Origin of the sequence: Luteimonas cucumeris, from assembly GCF_007830035.1 — a bacterium.
GTDB classification, from domain to species: Bacteria; Pseudomonadota; Gammaproteobacteria; order Xanthomonadales; family Xanthomonadaceae; genus Luteimonas_C; species Luteimonas_C cucumeris.
The window spans coordinates 91,698-107,690 of the sequence record NZ_VLKN01000004.1 but is presented as its reverse complement, the minus strand read 5'-3'; the positions used below and the strand labels follow the sequence as shown (position 1 = coordinate 107,690).

The following is a 15,993-nucleotide window of genomic DNA, read 5'->3' as shown; positions in this document are numbered from 1 at the left end:
TCGCCGTGTGAGCCCGCGACGCGACGACGACACTCCCAGGCACGGCGGACAAGGCGCCGATATCCGGGCCCGGCCGCGCATCGAGCCGCGGCAGGGATGGCTGGACGGCATCCGTTTCCGCGATCCGCCGCGGACTGTGGACAGCGCCGGATTGCCGCCGGTTTTCTGGTGGGTGCTGGCCGCGTTCCTGGTGCTGGCCCTCGCCATATTCCAGTTCCGGCAGCCGCTGGCGGACTGGCTGTGGCCGGAAACCCGGGCACAGGTGCTGCGCGAACAGGCGGCGCTGGCCTTGTCGAAGGGGCATCTCAGTGCCGCCGATGGCAGCGGCGCACGCGAACTGTACGAAGCGGCGGTGGCGCTGGATCCGGACCGCAACGAGGCGCGCGAAGGTCTGATGCGTGTCGCCGATGCCGCCTTGCGACAGGCCGGCGCGGCCATCGCGCAGCATCGTTATCCCGACGCGCACCAGGCCATGCAGCTGGCGCGCGATCTGTCGGCGCCGCGCGCGCAGACCGAAGCGATGGCGGCATTGCTGCAGCAGCGGGAGGCCGAACACGCTGGCGTAGACCAGCTGTTGGCGAATGCGCTCGCCGCGCACCGGACGGGCCGGCTCGATGACGGCGCGGACAGCGCCCTGCCGTTGTATCAGCGCGTATTGGCGCTGCAGCCGGCGCGGACCGAAGCACTGGAGGGCCGCGAGGATGCGCTGACCGACCTGCTGCAACAGCTGCAGCCGTTGCTCGCAAAGGGCGAGTTGGCCAAGGCGGCGCGCATCGTCGAACAGGCGCGCGACTACGATGCAGGGCATGTCGGCCTACCCGAGGCACGGGCGCGCATCGCAAGCGCCGTCGAACAGCGTCGCCAGCGCGCCGACCGCGACCTGCGCAATGGCCGGCTGGATGCGGCCTTCGCCGGCTATCGCCTGCTGCTGGACATCGATCCTGAGGATGCCGCGGCGATGGCAGGCATCGAACGTACCGGCAACGCGTACGCCGACCGTGCCGAGCGGCGTGCGTCGGACTTCCGTTTCGCCGAGGCTGAAGCCGACCTGCGTTCCGCGCGCGCGGCCATGCCGGATTCCGGCAAGGTCCGCGATGCCGAGCAGCATGTGGAACGCGCGCGCAGGATGAAGATACGCGCGCCGACGATGTCGGCCGGCGAGCGCAAGAACCAGGTCGGCAAATTGCTGGCCGAAGCCGAGCGCTCGGCCGGGCGCGGCGACTGGTTGACGCCGCCCGGCGACAGCGCCTACGACAAGCTGCGCGCCGCGCAGGCGCTGGCGCCAACCGATCCTGCGGTCAAGCGTGCTGCCGCCCGGGCGCTGCCCGCGGTGCGCCGCTGCTACGAGGACGAACTGCGCGGCAACCGCCTGCGCCGCACGCAGGCCTGCCTGGAAGCCTGGCAGCAGCTTGCGCCGAACGATCGCGATGCCCGCGGCGCGCGCACCCGGCTGGCGCAACGCTGGATTGCCGTCGGCACGGAACGCCTCGGCGCCGGCGAGCTCGTGTTCGCGCAGCAGGCATTGTCGGAGGCGCGCGCGCTGGATCCGAACACCGCCGGACTGGACGAATTCGCTACGCGGGTGAGGACGGCGTCGGCTGCGGATCGTTGAAGAACACGCGGCGCACGACGTCGCGGGCCGCATCCGGCGAGAAGTGCCGGGCGACGTTGTCCTGGCCATTGCGCGACAGCTCGTTCCACAAGGCTCGATCGCCGTACAGGCGCACGATCGCATCGGCATAAGCCTCCGCGGAATCGGCGACCAGCACATCGTGGCCGTTGCGCAGATGCATGCCTTCCACTGCACACGATGTGGCGACGACCGGCTGGCCGTGCGCCATGCTCAGGTTGACCTTGCCCTTGACCCCCGCACCGTAACGCAGCGGCGCCAATCCGATCCGGACGCCATCCATGTAGGGCGTGATGTCGGGCACGTGCCCGTGCACGGTCACGCCCTCATGTCGGGCCAGCGCGGCGATGCGTTCCGGCACATGGCCACCGATGCAATGGAACTTCATGCCCGGTATTGCTCCGCGCACACGCGGGAATACTTCCTCGACGAACCAGATGACCGCATCGACGTTGGGCGGATGGCGGAACCCGCCGACGAATACCAGGTCGTGGCGTTCCTCGAAGGGAAGTCCCGCGCCGCTGAGGTGGTGCAGGTTGGACAGCAGTTCGACATTCGCCGAAGGCGCATCCCGGGCCAGCAACTGGCGCTCAAGTTCGCTCACCACCAGTGTCGTGCTCGCTTGCGCGATGATGTCCAACTCCCGCTTCCGCGTCGCTTCCGCGTCGCGTAGCAGCGCAGCGTCACCCGCCAGCTCCGCGCCACGGGTCTCGCGCAGATAGTGCAGGTCGACGGTATCGAACACGATCTTTGCCTGCGGCGCATATTTGCGCAGCAGTGGCATGAATGAGCTCGCGACATAATGGCGACTGAGCATGACGACGTCGAAGCGGTCGCCGTGTTTGCGCAACCATGCAGGTATGCTGCCGCTGTAAGGCGAATGCCATGCCTCGACGCCGAGTTGCTGCATGGACTCCGTGTAGCGACCAGCGTGCTTCAGATCGGCGGGCAGGAACACGACGTGCGCACCTTCTTCGCGCAGCAGGCGCATGAGGTTCAGTAGACGCAGCGATCCCGAATCATGGTCGGGGGTGGGTGTCATGGCGTCGACGATCAATACCTGACGGCGGTACAGGTGCCTTGTGGCGCGATCTTTTGGCACCTGGTGCGAGGGCTGTTCACGCAAACGCTGTTTCCAGTGTGAAGCGAACACACCTTGGTTGCGAAGTTGGTAATTCTTCACGCCTTTTCGCGTATCGGTGCCGGACGTGGCGCCCTCGGCGTGTACGACCCTGGATGCTGGCTGGTAGAGCACGGAGAAACCGCGCTGGCGAACCGAGAAGCCAAGATCGGTATCCTCGTAATACGCTGGTGCGTAGCGCGTATTGAATCCCTCGAGCGCCGAAAAAACCTCCTTTCGCACGGCAATGGCGGCGCCCGAACAGTAGTCGACCTCGCGCACATATGAAAAACCGGGCTCGAAGGGTGAGTGAAACCGCCCCAGGTTGTCCGCCTGACCGTCATTCCGGACTATTCCGCCGGCTTCCTGTAACCGTCCATCGGGGTCGAGCAACTGCGATCCCACCAGCCCGGTCCGTGGATGCTCGTCGAAAGTGCGCAGCAGCGCATCCAGCCATCCCGGTTGCGGCACCGTGTCATTGTTGAGAAAGACCAGGTATTCGCCACGCGCCAGGGCCGCACCATCGTTGCAGGCAGCGATGAATCCGCCGTTGCTGGGGCGGCGGTGATAGCGCAGTCCGCTTACTTGCGGCAGTGCCACGGCGGTTTCGTCGCTGGAACCATCATCGACAACGATGATCTCGCACGTCGCGTGTGGCGGATGTTCAGACAGCGCGCGAAGGCAGGTAAGCGTATGCGCGAACTGGTTGTAGGCTGGGATCACGATACTGGCGCGCGGTACCGCGTTGTAAGGCACCGGAAATGGTGCGAATGCAGCCGGCGCCGGAAAATAGAGCATTGCGCGCTGCTGCGCCGGAACCCGTTGGAACTGTGTCTGCAGCCGCTCCCAGGTAGCACGCCAGCCACGGGTACGCAGGCTGGTCCAGCCGCGGCGCGACAGGCCGAGCGCGCGATCGAACAGGAAGCGCGCTTCGGCCAATGAAAACGACATGCTTGCAGAACTCCGGCTGACTGGTCGGTCCCGCAGCCGGACGTGGCCCCGGATGGCTACGCTAGACTGCGTCTTCCGCCCATTGTCGCATCCCCGTGGCCCGCATCGAATACGACGAAGACGACTCCGACGACGATCGCGAGGCGCCGGATTGGCGGCGTCGCCTGTTTACGTGGACCCTCGCGGCAGTCGGGCTTGGGCTGGGTTTCCTGATCCCTTACTCGCTGTACCTGAACCATCAGGTCGGGCAGCGCTTCGGGCAGTTCCAGTGGCAGATTCCGACGCGGGTATTCGCGCGGCCACTGCAATTGCATTCCGGCCTGGCGATGGATGCGCAGACCCTGAAGACCGAGCTCGATGCCGCGTCCTATCGCGATGATGGCGCCGGCGTGCGTCCGGGCACCTATGCGCGCGATGGCCGGCGCTGGCTGATCGCCAGCCGTGGTTTCCAGGACGTGGACCGCGCCATACCGGCGAGCCGGATCGAGCTGGTGCTGTCCGGAGGCCGCGTCGCCAGCCTGCGCGATGCCGCGCGCAAACAGGCTCTGAAGTCGGTGCGGCTGGATCCGGCGCGGATCGCGACGCTGTATGGGCAGCAGCAGGAAGAGCGCCGGCTGGTGCGCATCGCCGAGGTGCCGCAGTTGCTGACCGATACGCTGCAGGCGGTCGAGGATCGCGATTTCGCGCATCACAACGGCATCGACCTGGGCGGCATGGCGCGTGCGCTGTTCGTCAATGTCCGCGCCGGCGAAACACGCCAGGGCGCCAGCACGTTGACCCAGCAGCTGGCGCGCAGCGGCCTGCTCGGCATCGGCCGCGAGCAGACGCTGACCCGCAAGTTCAACGAGATTCTGTACGCGCTGCTGATCGAGGCGCGCTACGACAAGGCCGTCATCCTCGAGGCCTACCTCAACCAGGTGTACCTGGGGCAGCGTGGCGCGCAGGCCATCCACGGCGTCGCCGCCGGCTCCGAGTTCTGGTTCGGGCGCGACCTGCGCGACCTGTCGACCGAGCAGGTCGCATTGCTGGTCGGCATCGTCAAGGGGCCTTCGGCCTACGATCCGCGCCGCAATCCGGAATCGGCGCTGGCGCGACGCAACTTCGTGCTCGGCCAGATGCAGGAGACGGAACTGATCGACCAGGCCGAATACCAGCGTGCGCTGAAGTCGCCGCTGGGCATCACCCATTCGCCCGGCAGCATCGCCGCCAATCGCTTCCCGGCCTATGTCGACCTGGTGCGCCGGCAACTCGCCCGCGATTATCCAGCCGATGCGCTGCAGGGCGCCGGCCTGAGCGTGCTCACCGGCATGTCGCCGTCGGCGCAGGCCTACGCCGAAGGCGCGGTGACGCGCACGCTGAAATCGCTCGAAGGCAAGCGCCGTCCGGCCTTGCAGGCCGGGCTGGTGATGACCGACGTGCACGACGGCGAAGTCGTGGCAGTGGTCGGCAGCCGCGATGTCGCGCAGCCCGGATTCAACCGCGCGATCGAGGCGAAGCGTCCGGTGGGATCGCTGCTGAAGCCGTTCGTGTATCTGCGCGCGCTGGCGCTGCTGGACCAGTATTCGCTGGCGACCTGGGTCGACGATTCGCCGGTCACGATATCGCTGGGCAACGGCAAGCGCTGGACGCCGGGCAACTCCGACGGCCGCAGTCACGGCAGCGTGCGCCTGATCGACGCCCTGGCGCAGTCCTACAACCAGGCCACGGTGCGGGTCGGCATGGCGGTCGATCCGGCCGTGATCGCCGACCTGATGCACACGCTGGCCAGCATCGAGGTCAAGCCGAATCCGTCGCTGATCCTCGGCGCGATCGACCTCAGTCCCTATGCGATGGCGCAGCTGTACCAGTTCCTTGCCAGCGGTGGCGAATTGCAGTCGCTGCATGCCGTGCGCGGCGTGCTCGACCGCGACGGCAAGCCGGTGAAGCGCTACGACAAGGCGCCGGTGCCGGCGCAGGAAGGCGATTCGATCGCGGTGCGGCTGATCACGATCGCGCTGCAGCAGGCCGTGTCCAGCGGTACCGGCCGGCAGCTGGTCAACGATGGTCTCGGACGCCTGCGCCCGGCCGGCAAGACCGGCACCAGCAACGACAGTCGCGACAGCTGGTTCGCAGGCTGGACGGGCGACCACCTGGCGGTGGTCTGGGTCGGTAACGACCAGAACGAATCGACCGGCCTGTATGGTGCGACCGGTGCGATGCGGGTGTGGTCCGGCATCTTCTCGCGCCTGCCGAGTGCGCCGCTGAAGGTGTCCGGCAAGGGCCTGGAATGGCAATGGGTGGCGCAGTCCTACAGTACCGATGCCGAATGCCCGGGCGCGCGCCGTTTGCCCTTCGTCGCCGGTTACGCGCCGGCCTACCAGCCCTGCGTCGCGGCACCGCCGCCGGAAGAACAGGGCGGCTGGCGCGAATGGTTCGGCTGGGGCAGGGACGACGACTCCACGACGCCGCAACCACAGGCACCGCAACCGCCTCCCGACCCCGCTACGGAGCCGCAACGCTGATGAGACTCTTCTCCCGGACCGCTTCGCTGTCGTTGTCGATACTGCTGCTGGCCGCCTGCGCGAGCGATCCGGTCATCCAGTCGCAATCGCTGACCAGTGCCACGCCGGAGCAGATGGTTGCCACCGTGCGCGCCGCCGCCGGCCACGACGACAAGGAACTGGCGGTGCAGCCGTTGCGCGATCCGATGGTCGAGGACCTGCGCCAGACCGCGACGCAGCTGGAACAGCAGAAGCAATACCAGGATGCCGCGGCCGCGCTGGACAAGGCATTGGCGATCACGCCGGATGATCCTGCGGTGCTGCAGGAGCGAGCGGAAGCGGCACTGCTGCTGGGCGATACCGCAAATGCCGAAACACTGGCGCGGCGCGGCTTCGAACTCGGCGCCAGGGTCGGGCCGCTGTGCCGCAGGCACTGGGCTACGATCGAGCAGTCGCGGCTGGTGGCGGGCGACGCCGCCGGCGCGACGTCGGCCAGGACACAGGTCGATGCCTGCAAGGTGGCTGGCCCGGAACGCTACTGAACGGGGTCCGCGCAACATGGGGATAATGCCGAGCGGACGCGTCGCGCTGCTTCATGCAGCGAAGCCTGGTTCCGACGATCACAGTAGCGGGAAAGCTCCGCTCCACGGGTTCAGGCGCATCGTTCGCGCCGACTATTCTGAAGGTGTCAGACCGGATGTCCCAACTCGCCGAAGCCAGTCGCGCCGCGTTATCCGACGGCGGCTCGCTTGCGGACAACATTCCCGCATTCCAGCCGCGCCCGTCGCAGCAGCGGCTTGCGGAAGCGGTCGCGCGTGCGTTCGAGCAGCGCCAGGTGCTGCTCGCCGAAGCCGGTACCGGCACTGGCAAGACCTACGCCTACCTGGTGCCGGCGTTGCTGTCGGGCCTGAAGACCATCATCTCCACCGGCACCCGCGCGCTGCAGGACCAGCTCTACCATCGCGACCTGCCACGCGTGCGCGACGCGCTCGGCACCGGCCTGAAAACCGCGTTGCTGAAAGGCCGCGCGAATTACCTGTGCCGTTACCGGCTGGAAAAAGCCAAGGGCGAGCCGCAGCTCCAGAAGGGCATGTTCGGCTCGCGCGAGCAGGCGTCCCAGTTCCAGCGTGTCGTGGCCTGGAGCGGGCGCACCAAGATGGGCGACCTCGCCGAGATCGACGCGCTGCCCGAGGATTCGCCACTGATCGCACAGGTCACGTCGACCGCGGAGAACTGCCTGGGCAGCGAGTGTCCGTTCTGGGGCGACTGCTTCGTGGTGCAGGCGCGGCAGCGTGCGCAGGCCGCCGATGTCGTCGTCGTCAATCATCACCTGCTGCTGGCCGACCTGGCGCTGAAGCAGGAAGGTTTCGGCGAAATCCTGCCCGGCGCGCAGGCTTTCGTCGTCGACGAGGCGCACCAGTTGCCCGAGCTTGCCGCGCAGTTCTTCGGCGAAGGCCTCGGCGCGCGTCCGCTGGTGGAACTGGCGCGCGATGCGCTGGCCGAGTGCAAGGAAGTGCAGGGCGCGCTGGCGGTGATGCAGCAGCCGGCGCAGGCGCTGGAACAGGCGACGCGCACCTTGCGCGCCGCGATGGAAGTCCTGCCGGCGCGCGGCACCCGCCAACGCGCGATGCACGATGACGGCGTGTGCGAAGGCTTCGATGGCCTGGCCGAAGCGCTGGTACAGCTGTCCACGGCATTGGACTCGCTGCGCGAAGCGTCGCCCGGCTTCGAGGGCTGCCACGCGCGCGCGCAGGATTTCATCGCGCGGCTGGACCGCTGGCGTGCGGTGCGCGACTACGACGAATTCGCCGAACCGGATGACGGCGTGCGCTGGTACGAACTGTCGCCGCGCGGCTTCCGCCTGCAGCGCACGCCACTGGACGTCTCCGGGCCATTGCGCGCGCACCGCGAGCGTTCGCAGGCGGCGTGGGTTTTCACCTCCGCCACCCTGGCGGTGGAGGGCCGCTTCGATCATGTCGCGACGCGGCTGGGCCTTTATCAGCCGGAAACGCTGCTCGAACCGAGTCCGTTCGACTGGGCGACGCAGGCGCTGTGCTATCTGCCTCCGAACCTGCCGGAACCGATGTCGCGCGACTACAACGGTGCGCTGATCCGCGCCTTGCGGCCGGTATTGGAGGCCTCCAGCGGTCGCGCCTTCGTCCTGTTCGCTTCGCACCGCGCGCTGCGCGAAGCCGCCGAATCCTTGCGCGACAGTCCATGGCCGCTGTTCGTGCAGGGCGATGCGCCGCGGCATGTCCTGCTGCAGCGTTTCCGCGAATCCGGGCATGGCGTATTGCTGGGAGCAGCAAGTTTCCGCGAAGGCGTTGACGTGGTCGGTGCCGCGCTGAGCGTGGTGGTGATCGACAAGCTGCCGTTCGCCGCGCCCGACGATCCGGTCTTCGAGGCGCGCCTGGAGGCCATCCGCCGCGCCGGCGGCAATCCGTTTCGCGACGAGCAGCTGCCGCAGGCGGTGATCGCGCTCAAGCAGGGCGCCGGACGCCTGATCCGCAGTGAAACCGACCGTGGCGTGCTGGTGCTGTGCGACCCGCGTCTGCTCGGCAAATCGTATGGCCGCATCTTCCTGGATTCGCTGCCGCCACTGCCCAGGTCGCGGCGGATCGAGGATGTGGTCGGGTTCTTTGACGACGGCACGCAGACGCCGTCGCATGCGAAAGCGATGGAGGCGGATTTTCCTCTTTGAATGAAGGGTTGAAGGGATTGCTCAGAAGTCTGGAAGCCAATCTAAGGAGCATGTTTCCCGAAATCTCTTCTCCAGATGGTGCAAAAGCCGCAAGCTGTTCCCGATTCCCGATTCCCGATTCCCGATTCCCGATTCCCGATTCCCGATTCCCGGCTCTCGATCCCATGAAACTACTCGCCTTCGAAACCGCCACGGAAGCCTGCTCGGTCGCGGTCTGGATCGACGGGCAGGTGCACGAGCGTTTCGAGGTCGCGCCGCGCCGTCATGCCGAGCTGGCATTGCCGTGGGCGGAAGCCCTGCTCGCCGAGGCCGGCGTCGCGCGTTCGCAACTCGATGCGATCGCCGTCGGCCGTGGCCCGGGCGCATTCACCGGCGTGCGCCTGGCGGTCGCCATCGCGCAGGGCATCGCGCTCGCACTCGACAGGCCGGTGGTGCCGGTATCGACCCTGGCCGCGCTGGCTGTGAAATCACCAGGCCAGCGCATCCTGGCGGCGATCGATGCGCGCATGGGCGAGGTCTACACTGCAGCGTTCCTGCGTGACGGCGAGCAATTGGCCGTTACTTCGAAGGAAACCGTCACCACGCCGGATGGCGTGTGCCTGCCTGGCGACGAAACGGACTGGGACGGTGTCGGCACCGGGTTCGCGGCGGCGGACGGTCTTCTGCAGCGCCGCCTGCATCCGCGATTGCGTCATGTCGATGCGTCTGCGCTGCCCCATGCCGCGGATGTCGCAAGGCTGGCCGCGTTCGCTTTCGCGCGCGGCGAAGGCGTCGCACCCGAGCGTCTGGAACCGGCCTACCTGCGCGACAACGTCGCGCTGACCTTGGAACAACAGCGGGCCTTGCGTGCCGGGCGCTGATGGCCTTGCACCAGTCTGAAACCATCTCCCGCGTGCGGAAGGGGTGGGTGAAGGCATGCTCCGCTCTACGCAAGAAAAAGCTAACGGAGTTGCAGGAACAGGACTGCGACGTAGGCGACGAAGCCACCCAAGGCAAAGATCGCGTTGCACAGTTGGAAATGCGCATTGCGAATGCCAGCAGCGATCATGGTCAGGACCAGGAACACGATCCGGAACGCGGCGTCGGTATCCAACGGCAGCCGGCCTTCGTTGGCCCATTCCTCGACCAGGCTCACCAGGGGGACGAGTCCTAGCAGGGCGAAAAACCAAGGTCGGTTGCCCTCGAAGTTCGCCGCCAGATCGATATGGTCCTCGTCGCCGAGGTCGGGCAGGACCAGGAAACTCACCATGAAGACGGCGATCGGCATCATCAGATAGAGCAGGAATGCGAAGAACGTGAACTCGTCTGACTCGCGCCGCTCGAACGCGACCCACCAGATCTGGATGTTGGCCAGGAACAGAATCGCCATCCAGCACAGCGTTGTCGCGTGCGGCTTCATCCGCGCACGTAGCTGGATCAGGCGTGCCGCGCCGGACAGCAGGTTGGCGATCGCCAGGCCGATGATGATCGAGGTCAATACCGACAGGTATTCGAACTTGTCCATGTCACCGATCGATCAGTTCGCCACCCGGCAGGAACTGCCAGGTGCGGGTCACGTGCAGCACGTCGATGTCCTCTTCGGTCTTCGGAAGCGCCGCGAAGGGCTCGGACAGGCGCACGATGCGCAGCGCGGCTGCGTCCAGCATGGGGATGTGGCTGGACTGGATCACGTCGGCGCGCTCGATGCTGCCGTCGCGGCGGATCGCCACGCTGATCACCAGCAGGCCGCCGATGCGACGCCGGCGCGCCTCGTCCGGGTAGTTGAGATTGCCGACGCGCTCGACCCGGTCCACCCATGAGCGCAGGTAGGTCGCATAGGTGTATTCGCGCGTACTGGCGGAAACGAACTTGCGTTTGGGACGCTTGGCGTAGCGCTGCGAGCGCAGGTGGATTTCCGCCGCGAGTCGCGCCATCGCCAGGTCGCGTTCGACTTTCCGCTGGCCCGGCGGCAGCGGCGCGTCCGGCGGGGTGGGCGTCGCCTCGGGGGCCGGCAGTTGCGTGCTGCTGTCGCGGGTACTGACCACGCGCGCTTCCGGCGGTGGCTGCGGCGCGGGTGCCTGGGCACGCAGTTCGCGCGGCGCGACGCCGGCTTCGGCTTGTGGTGCGCGGCCGACTTCGGCATCGCGCGGGCGCAGGGCCTTGTCGTGTTCGCCACCCCCCTGGTTGTTGGCCTGGGCGAGGAAATCGGCCTGCTTAGGGGTCAGCGGGGTCTGTGCCTGGGTCAGGATCACGTCCAGCGTCGGCAGGATCGGCGCCGCATCGTCCAGCGCGAAACCCAGGCCCAGGATCAGCATCCCGTGCAGCAGCACCGACAGCGCCAGCGAAGCGGTCAGGCGCTGGTTCTCGTCGATCTGCGGGGCGGGGGCGGGAAGGGCCGACATCAAGACCTTTGCGGGCACGGATCGAATCGGATCATGGAAGCGTTCGTGGATCCATCTGCTTTATCGGACTTCGTGCGTCCGGGGTAGCTTCACGGCAGGTCGGCTTCGATCGCATCGAACAGCAGGCCGGCGATGTTGAGCCCGTACTGCGCATCGAGTTCGCGGATGCAGGTCGGACTGGTGACGTTGACTTCGGTGAGGTAGTCGCCGATCACGTCCAGGCCGACGAAGCGCATGCCGCGACGCTTCATCTCCGGGCCGACCTGGGCGGCGATCCAGCGGTCGCGATCGCTCAGCGGGCGACCCTCGCCACGGCCGCCGGCAGCCAGGTTGCCGCGGAATTCGTCGCCCTGCGGGATCCGCGCCAGACAGTAGGGCACCGGTTCGCCGTCGACCAGCAGGATGCGTTTGTCGCCGTCGACGATCTCCGGCAGGTAGCGCTGGGCCATGGCCAGATGGCGACCGCCTTCGGTCAGGGTCTCCAGGATCACGTTGAGATTGGCGTCGCCGGCCCGGATCCGGAAGATCGAGCGCCCGCCCATGCCGTCCAGCGGCTTGAGCACCGCGTCGCCGTGCTCGGCGACGAAGGCTTTCAGCGCCACGGCGTCGCGGCTGACCAGCGTCGGCGGGCAGCATTGCGGGAACTCCTGCGCCGCCAGTTTCTCGTTGAAGTCGCGCAGACCCTGCGGATCGTTGACCACCTGGGCCCCGGCGCGTTGGGCGAAACCGAGCAGGTGGGTGTCGTGCAGGTAGTCGGCGTCGACCGGCGGGTCCTTGCGCATCAGCAGCACGTGGCCAGGCCCGGGTTCGATCTGTGACGTGCGCCCCAGTTCGTGCCAGCCCTTGGGGTCGTCGCGGACGGTCAGCGGCGCCGTTGCTGCACTGCAGCGGCCATCGCGCAGCGACAGCCCCCCCGGCAAGACGTAGTGCAGCCGATGACCACGACGTTGCGCCTCGAGCAGCATCGCGAATGTCGAATCCTTGGCGATCTTGATCGACTCGATCGGATCCATCACGACGATGATTTCGAGCGGCATGGCGGTCATTCCCCCGGTCAGGGCGGCGATCTTAACAGTCGGGCCCGCGACACCGTCCGCTTCCGCCATTCAGCTGGTGCGTCCGGCTAACGAAAACTTGACAGTGCGCGCGATGGCTGGGATATAGATGGTTTCGCGGCGCGCCTACTTCTTCGCGCGCCCACAGGGGACATCGAAATGCAGGACCAGGGCAGCGCACCCAGCCTCAGTGGCTTGAAGGTGATGGTGATCGACGACTCCAAGACGATCCGCCGCACCGCCGAGACATTGCTGAAGCGCGAAGGCTACGAGGTGGTTACCGCCAACGACGGCTTCGAGGCCTTGGCCAAGATCGCCGACGAACAGCCGCAGATCATCTTCGTCGACATCATGATGCCGCGCCTGGATGGCTACCAGACCTGTGCGCTGATCAAGAACAACCAGCTGTTCAAGTCCACTCCGGTGGTCATGCTGTCGTCCAAGGACGGCCTGTTCGACAAGGCACGCGGTCGCATCGTCGGTTCCGAGCAGTACCTCACCAAACCATTCACGCGCGAGGAACTGCTCGGCGCGATCCGTACTCACGTCAACGCCTGACCAGGGGGAAAGGCAACGCATGGCCCGTATTCTGCTGATTGAAGATTCACCTACCGACACCGCCGTGCTGACCCAGTTGCTGGAACGCAACGGCCACCAGGTGCTGGCCTCCGGCAACGCCGAGGACGGCATCGAGATGTGTCGCCGCGAGATGCCCGACCTGGTGCTGATGGACCTGGTGCTGCCGGGCATGAACGGCTTCCAGGCCACCCGCGCGCTGTCCAAGGACGCCGCCACCAGCACCATCCCGGTGCTGATCGTCAGCACCAAGGGCATGGAGACCGATCGCGCCTGGGGCCTGCGCCAGGGCGCCAAGGACTACATCGTCAAGCCGCCGCGCGAAGACGCGCTGATCGCGCGCATCAACGAGCTGGTCGGCGCCTGAGCATGTCCGCGCAACACCGCCTCGAGCCGTTCCAGATCCTGGCCGAATACGAGCGCAAGAGCCTGGCGCATGTTGTCGGCCTGCCCGAGCAGCTCGATGCGCCCGGACTGTGGCGTGGCGTGGCCTATCGCATCGGCGCGCACCGGCTGGCTTCGGGTTTCGACGAGGTGGTCGAAATCCTGCCGGTGCCGGCGATAACGCCGGTGCCCGGCGCGCAGCCGTGGATGCTGGGCGTGGCCAACGTGCGCGGCAATTTGCTGCCGATCATCGACCTGAAGCAGTTCCTCGAAGGCGTGCGCACGGTGATGCACGAAGGCCAGCGCATGCTGCTGATGCGCCAGCACGGCGGCGACGTGGCGGTGCTGATCGACGAATTGTACGGCCAGCGCGGCTTCACCGAGCAGCAGCAGATCGAACAGGAAGACATGGCCGCAGCGCAGCTGGCGGAAGGGCGTTACGCGCACTTCGTCGAGCGTGGTTACCGCCTGGGCGAGCACGCATGGGGGATCTTCAGCCTGGAACGGCTGTCGCGCACCCCCGAATTCCGACAAGCCGCGGCCTGACCGCGCCGCTTCAACCAAACATGCAGAACAGCAAAGATCGAGGCCGAACATGAGCACTGTGATGGATACCGTTACCGGCAAAAGCCGCAATCTCGGTACCAACTTCTTCGTCGGATTGCTGATCGCGTCGCTGCTGGTCTTCGGCGCCAACACCGGCTATGCGATCTGGAAAGCATCGCGGCTCGGCAGCGCCAGCACTTCGGCCTCGAACCTGCAGGTGAACTCGCAGAAACTCGCCAACCAGGGCCGTGAAGCGGTCGAGGGCAACGCCGAGTCGTTCACCGCGTTCAAGGCCACCAAGGCCCAGGTCGAAGAAGACATCCGCCTGCTCAACGAGCGCTTCGGCACCACCACCGGCGTGTCCGGGCCGATCGACACGGTCTCCCAGACCTGGGCGCCGCTGCGCAAGGATGCCGAACAGCTGCTGGCCAGCGAAAAGGCGGTGATGGGCCTGGCCGGCAACGCCAGCCGCTTCACCCAGGCCGTGCCGCAGCTGCAGGCGCAGCTCGACGAGGTGGTGCGCGCGATGTCGTCGAGCGGTTCGCCCGCCTCGCAGGTCTATATCGCCCTGCGCCAGGTGGTGCTGGCCTCGACCATGGCCCGCCGCGTCACCGAAATCCAGGCTGGCGGCCCGACCGCGGCGCTGGCAGGCGACGCGCTGGCGCGCGATGCAGGCGTGTTCGGCCAGGTGCTGGCCGGCCTGCGCGAAGGCGACGAGGCGATGAACGTGCAGAAGGTCGGCAACGTCGCCGCCATCGCCGCGCTCAACCAGGCCAACGCGCAATGGGCCGAGATGAAGAAGGATCTCGACGCCATCCTCGGCAGTTCCAAGAACCTGTTCAGCGCGCAGTCCTCGGCCGCCTCGCTGACCGCCGGCTCCAACAAGCTGCTGACCGACAGCGAGAGCCTGTTCCGCGCGTTCACCGCGTTCGGTTCGCTGCGCGACACCTCCGTGCTCGGCAACATCTGGATCAGCATCGCGTCCGGCCTGCTTGCACTGTTCTCCATCGTCGGCCTGCTGGTCAGCCTCAACCGCGCCCAGCGCGTGCGCTACCAGAGCACCAAGGAGCTCAACGACCGCAACCAGGAGGCGATCATGCGCCTGCTGGATGAGATGGGATCGCTCGCCGAAGGCGACCTCACCGTGAAGGCGACCGTGACCGAGGACATGACCGGCGCGATCGCGGACTCGATCAACTTCGCCGTCGAGCAGCTGCGCAGCCTGGTGCAGACGATCAACGACACCTCCGTGCAGGTGGCATCCAGCGCGCAGGAAACGCAGGCCACCGCCATGCACCTGGCCGAGGCTGCCGAACACCAGGCGCAGGAAATCAATTCCGCGTCCGACCGCATCAGCGAAATCGCGGCGAGCATCGACCAGGTATCGAAGAATTCCGCCGAGTCGGCCGACGTGGCGCAGCGCTCGGTGCAGATCGCGACCAAGGGCGCCGGCGTGGTGCGGCAGACGATCGCCGGCATGGACTCGATCCGCGACCAGATCCAGGAAACCTCCAAGCGCATCAAGCGGCTGGGCGAAAGCTCGCAGGAGATCGGCTCGATCGTCGAACTGATCAACGACATCTCCGAACAGACCAACATCCTGGCGCTGAACGCGGCGATCCAGGCCGCGTCGGCCGGCGAGGCGGGCCGCGGATTCGCGGTGGTGGCCGACGAAGTGCAGCGACTGGCCGAACGCGCATCGAACGCGACCAAGCGCATCGAGACGCTGGTGCAGACGATTCAGTCCGATACCAACGAAGCGGTCAGTTCGATGGAACAGACCACCGCCGAGGTGGTCAGCGGCGCGCGACTGGCGGAAGACGCCGGTACCGCGCTGGGCGAGATCGAACGCGTGTCCAACGACCTGTCCGGCCTCATCCAGGGCATTTCGGCCGCTTCGCAGCAGCAGTCCAGCGCGGCATCCAACATCACCCAGACGATGAACACGATCCAGTCGATCACCGCGCAGACCTCGCAGGGCGCCAACCAGACCGCCGAGTCGATCGGCAACCTGGCGCAGCTGGCTGCCGACCTGCGTCGCTCGGTCGCCGACTTCAAGCTGCCGGCCTGAGCCGGGGAATCGACGACGGCATGAAAGGATTGGCTGCCAATGTGTGCGCTATGCACACCAACGCCCTGGTCGTGCGCATAGCGCACGCGGCGACGTGC

The 15,993-nt window shown here is 66.9% G+C and carries 13 protein-coding genes; 9 read left to right on the top strand and 4 right to left on the bottom strand.

Translation table 11 applies throughout. From position 1 onward, the window contains the following. Nucleotides 1-7: 7 nt before the first annotated feature. Nucleotides 8-1,612 carry a hypothetical protein gene (locus IP90_RS09245; protein WP_242007540.1) on the top strand — a complete coding sequence of 535 codons (1,605 nt, stop codon included), beginning with the start codon at nucleotides 8-10 and terminating at the stop codon, nucleotides 1,610-1,612. Here the strand turns inward: IP90_RS09245 and IP90_RS09240 are convergent. Beyond that, nucleotides 1,575-3,701 carry a glycosyltransferase gene (locus tag IP90_RS09240; RefSeq protein WP_144899350.1) on the bottom strand — a complete coding sequence of 709 codons (2,127 nt, stop codon included), beginning with the start codon at nucleotides 3,699-3,701 and terminating at the stop codon, nucleotides 1,575-1,577. The genes IP90_RS09245 and IP90_RS09240 overlap by 38 nt on opposite strands. An 89-nt stretch (nucleotides 3,702-3,790) precedes the next feature. Here IP90_RS09240 and mrcB point away from each other — a divergent pair, with 89 nt between their 5' ends. The 4 genes from mrcB (at nucleotide 3,791) to tsaB (ending at nucleotide 9,742) form a co-directional block, all read left to right on the top strand. Then, a complete protein-coding gene (gene mrcB, locus IP90_RS09235; RefSeq protein ID WP_144899349.1) occupies nucleotides 3,791-6,202 on the top strand; it encodes a penicillin-binding protein 1B in 2,412 nt (803 codons plus the stop codon). Then, nucleotides 6,202-6,723, top strand: a complete 522-nt coding sequence (locus tag IP90_RS09230; protein WP_144899348.1) for a tetratricopeptide repeat protein — start codon at nucleotides 6,202-6,204, stop codon at nucleotides 6,721-6,723. The genes mrcB and IP90_RS09230 overlap by 1 nt, the downstream gene beginning before the upstream one ends. Before the next feature lie 155 nt (nucleotides 6,724-6,878). Next, the gene (gene yoaA, locus IP90_RS09225) at nucleotides 6,879-8,882 is read left to right on the top strand and encodes a DNA repair helicase YoaA (RefSeq protein WP_144899347.1); all 2,004 of its coding nucleotides are present in this window, start codon (nucleotides 6,879-6,881) and stop codon (nucleotides 8,880-8,882) included. 164 nt (nucleotides 8,883-9,046) lie between these two features. Next, nucleotides 9,047-9,742, top strand: a complete 696-nt coding sequence (gene tsaB, locus IP90_RS09220; RefSeq protein ID WP_144899346.1) for a tRNA (adenosine(37)-N6)-threonylcarbamoyltransferase complex dimerization subunit type 1 TsaB — start codon at nucleotides 9,047-9,049, stop codon at nucleotides 9,740-9,742. 80 nt (nucleotides 9,743-9,822) lie between these two features. On the opposite strand, the gene IP90_RS09215 is transcribed toward tsaB, so the two are convergent. The 3 genes from IP90_RS09215 to gshB form a co-directional block, all read right to left on the bottom strand. Continuing rightward, complete coding sequence (locus IP90_RS09215) at nucleotides 9,823-10,386, bottom strand: hypothetical protein (RefSeq protein ID WP_144899345.1); 564 nt, start codon at nucleotides 10,384-10,386, stop codon at nucleotides 9,823-9,825. Nucleotide 10,387: 1 nt separating this feature from the next. After that, entirely contained in the window at nucleotides 10,388-11,263 is an 876-nt protein-coding gene (locus IP90_RS09210) for an energy transducer TonB (RefSeq protein ID WP_144899344.1), read from the bottom strand. Nucleotides 11,264-11,352: 89 nt separating this feature from the next. Next, complete coding sequence (gshB, locus tag IP90_RS09205) at nucleotides 11,353-12,300, bottom strand: glutathione synthase (RefSeq protein WP_144899343.1); 948 nt, start codon at nucleotides 12,298-12,300, stop codon at nucleotides 11,353-11,355. Between the two features lie 177 nt (nucleotides 12,301-12,477). Between gshB and pilG the strand changes: the two genes are divergently transcribed. Genes pilG through IP90_RS09185 form a run of 4 tightly spaced genes read left to right on the top strand, consistent with a single transcriptional unit; the run spans nucleotide 12,478 to nucleotide 15,895 of the window. Beyond that, nucleotides 12,478-12,876 (top strand): twitching motility response regulator PilG, encoded by a 399-nt coding sequence (gene pilG, locus IP90_RS09200; protein ID WP_144899342.1) that lies wholly within the window; start codon nucleotides 12,478-12,480, stop codon nucleotides 12,874-12,876. Nucleotides 12,877-12,895: 19 nt separating this feature from the next. Next, on the top strand, nucleotides 12,896-13,261 hold the full coding sequence (locus tag IP90_RS09195; protein ID WP_144899341.1) for a response regulator: 366 nt from the start codon (nucleotides 12,896-12,898) through the stop codon (nucleotides 13,259-13,261). A gap of 2 nt (nucleotides 13,262-13,263) precedes the next feature. Beyond that, complete coding sequence (locus tag IP90_RS09190; RefSeq protein ID WP_144899340.1) at nucleotides 13,264-13,824, top strand: chemotaxis protein CheW; 561 nt, start codon at nucleotides 13,264-13,266, stop codon at nucleotides 13,822-13,824. A 49-nt stretch (nucleotides 13,825-13,873) separates the two neighbouring features. Beyond that, nucleotides 13,874-15,895 carry a methyl-accepting chemotaxis protein gene (locus tag IP90_RS09185; RefSeq protein ID WP_144899339.1) on the top strand — a complete coding sequence of 674 codons (2,022 nt, stop codon included), beginning with the start codon at nucleotides 13,874-13,876 and terminating at the stop codon, nucleotides 15,893-15,895. Nucleotides 15,896-15,993 lie beyond the last annotated feature (98 nt).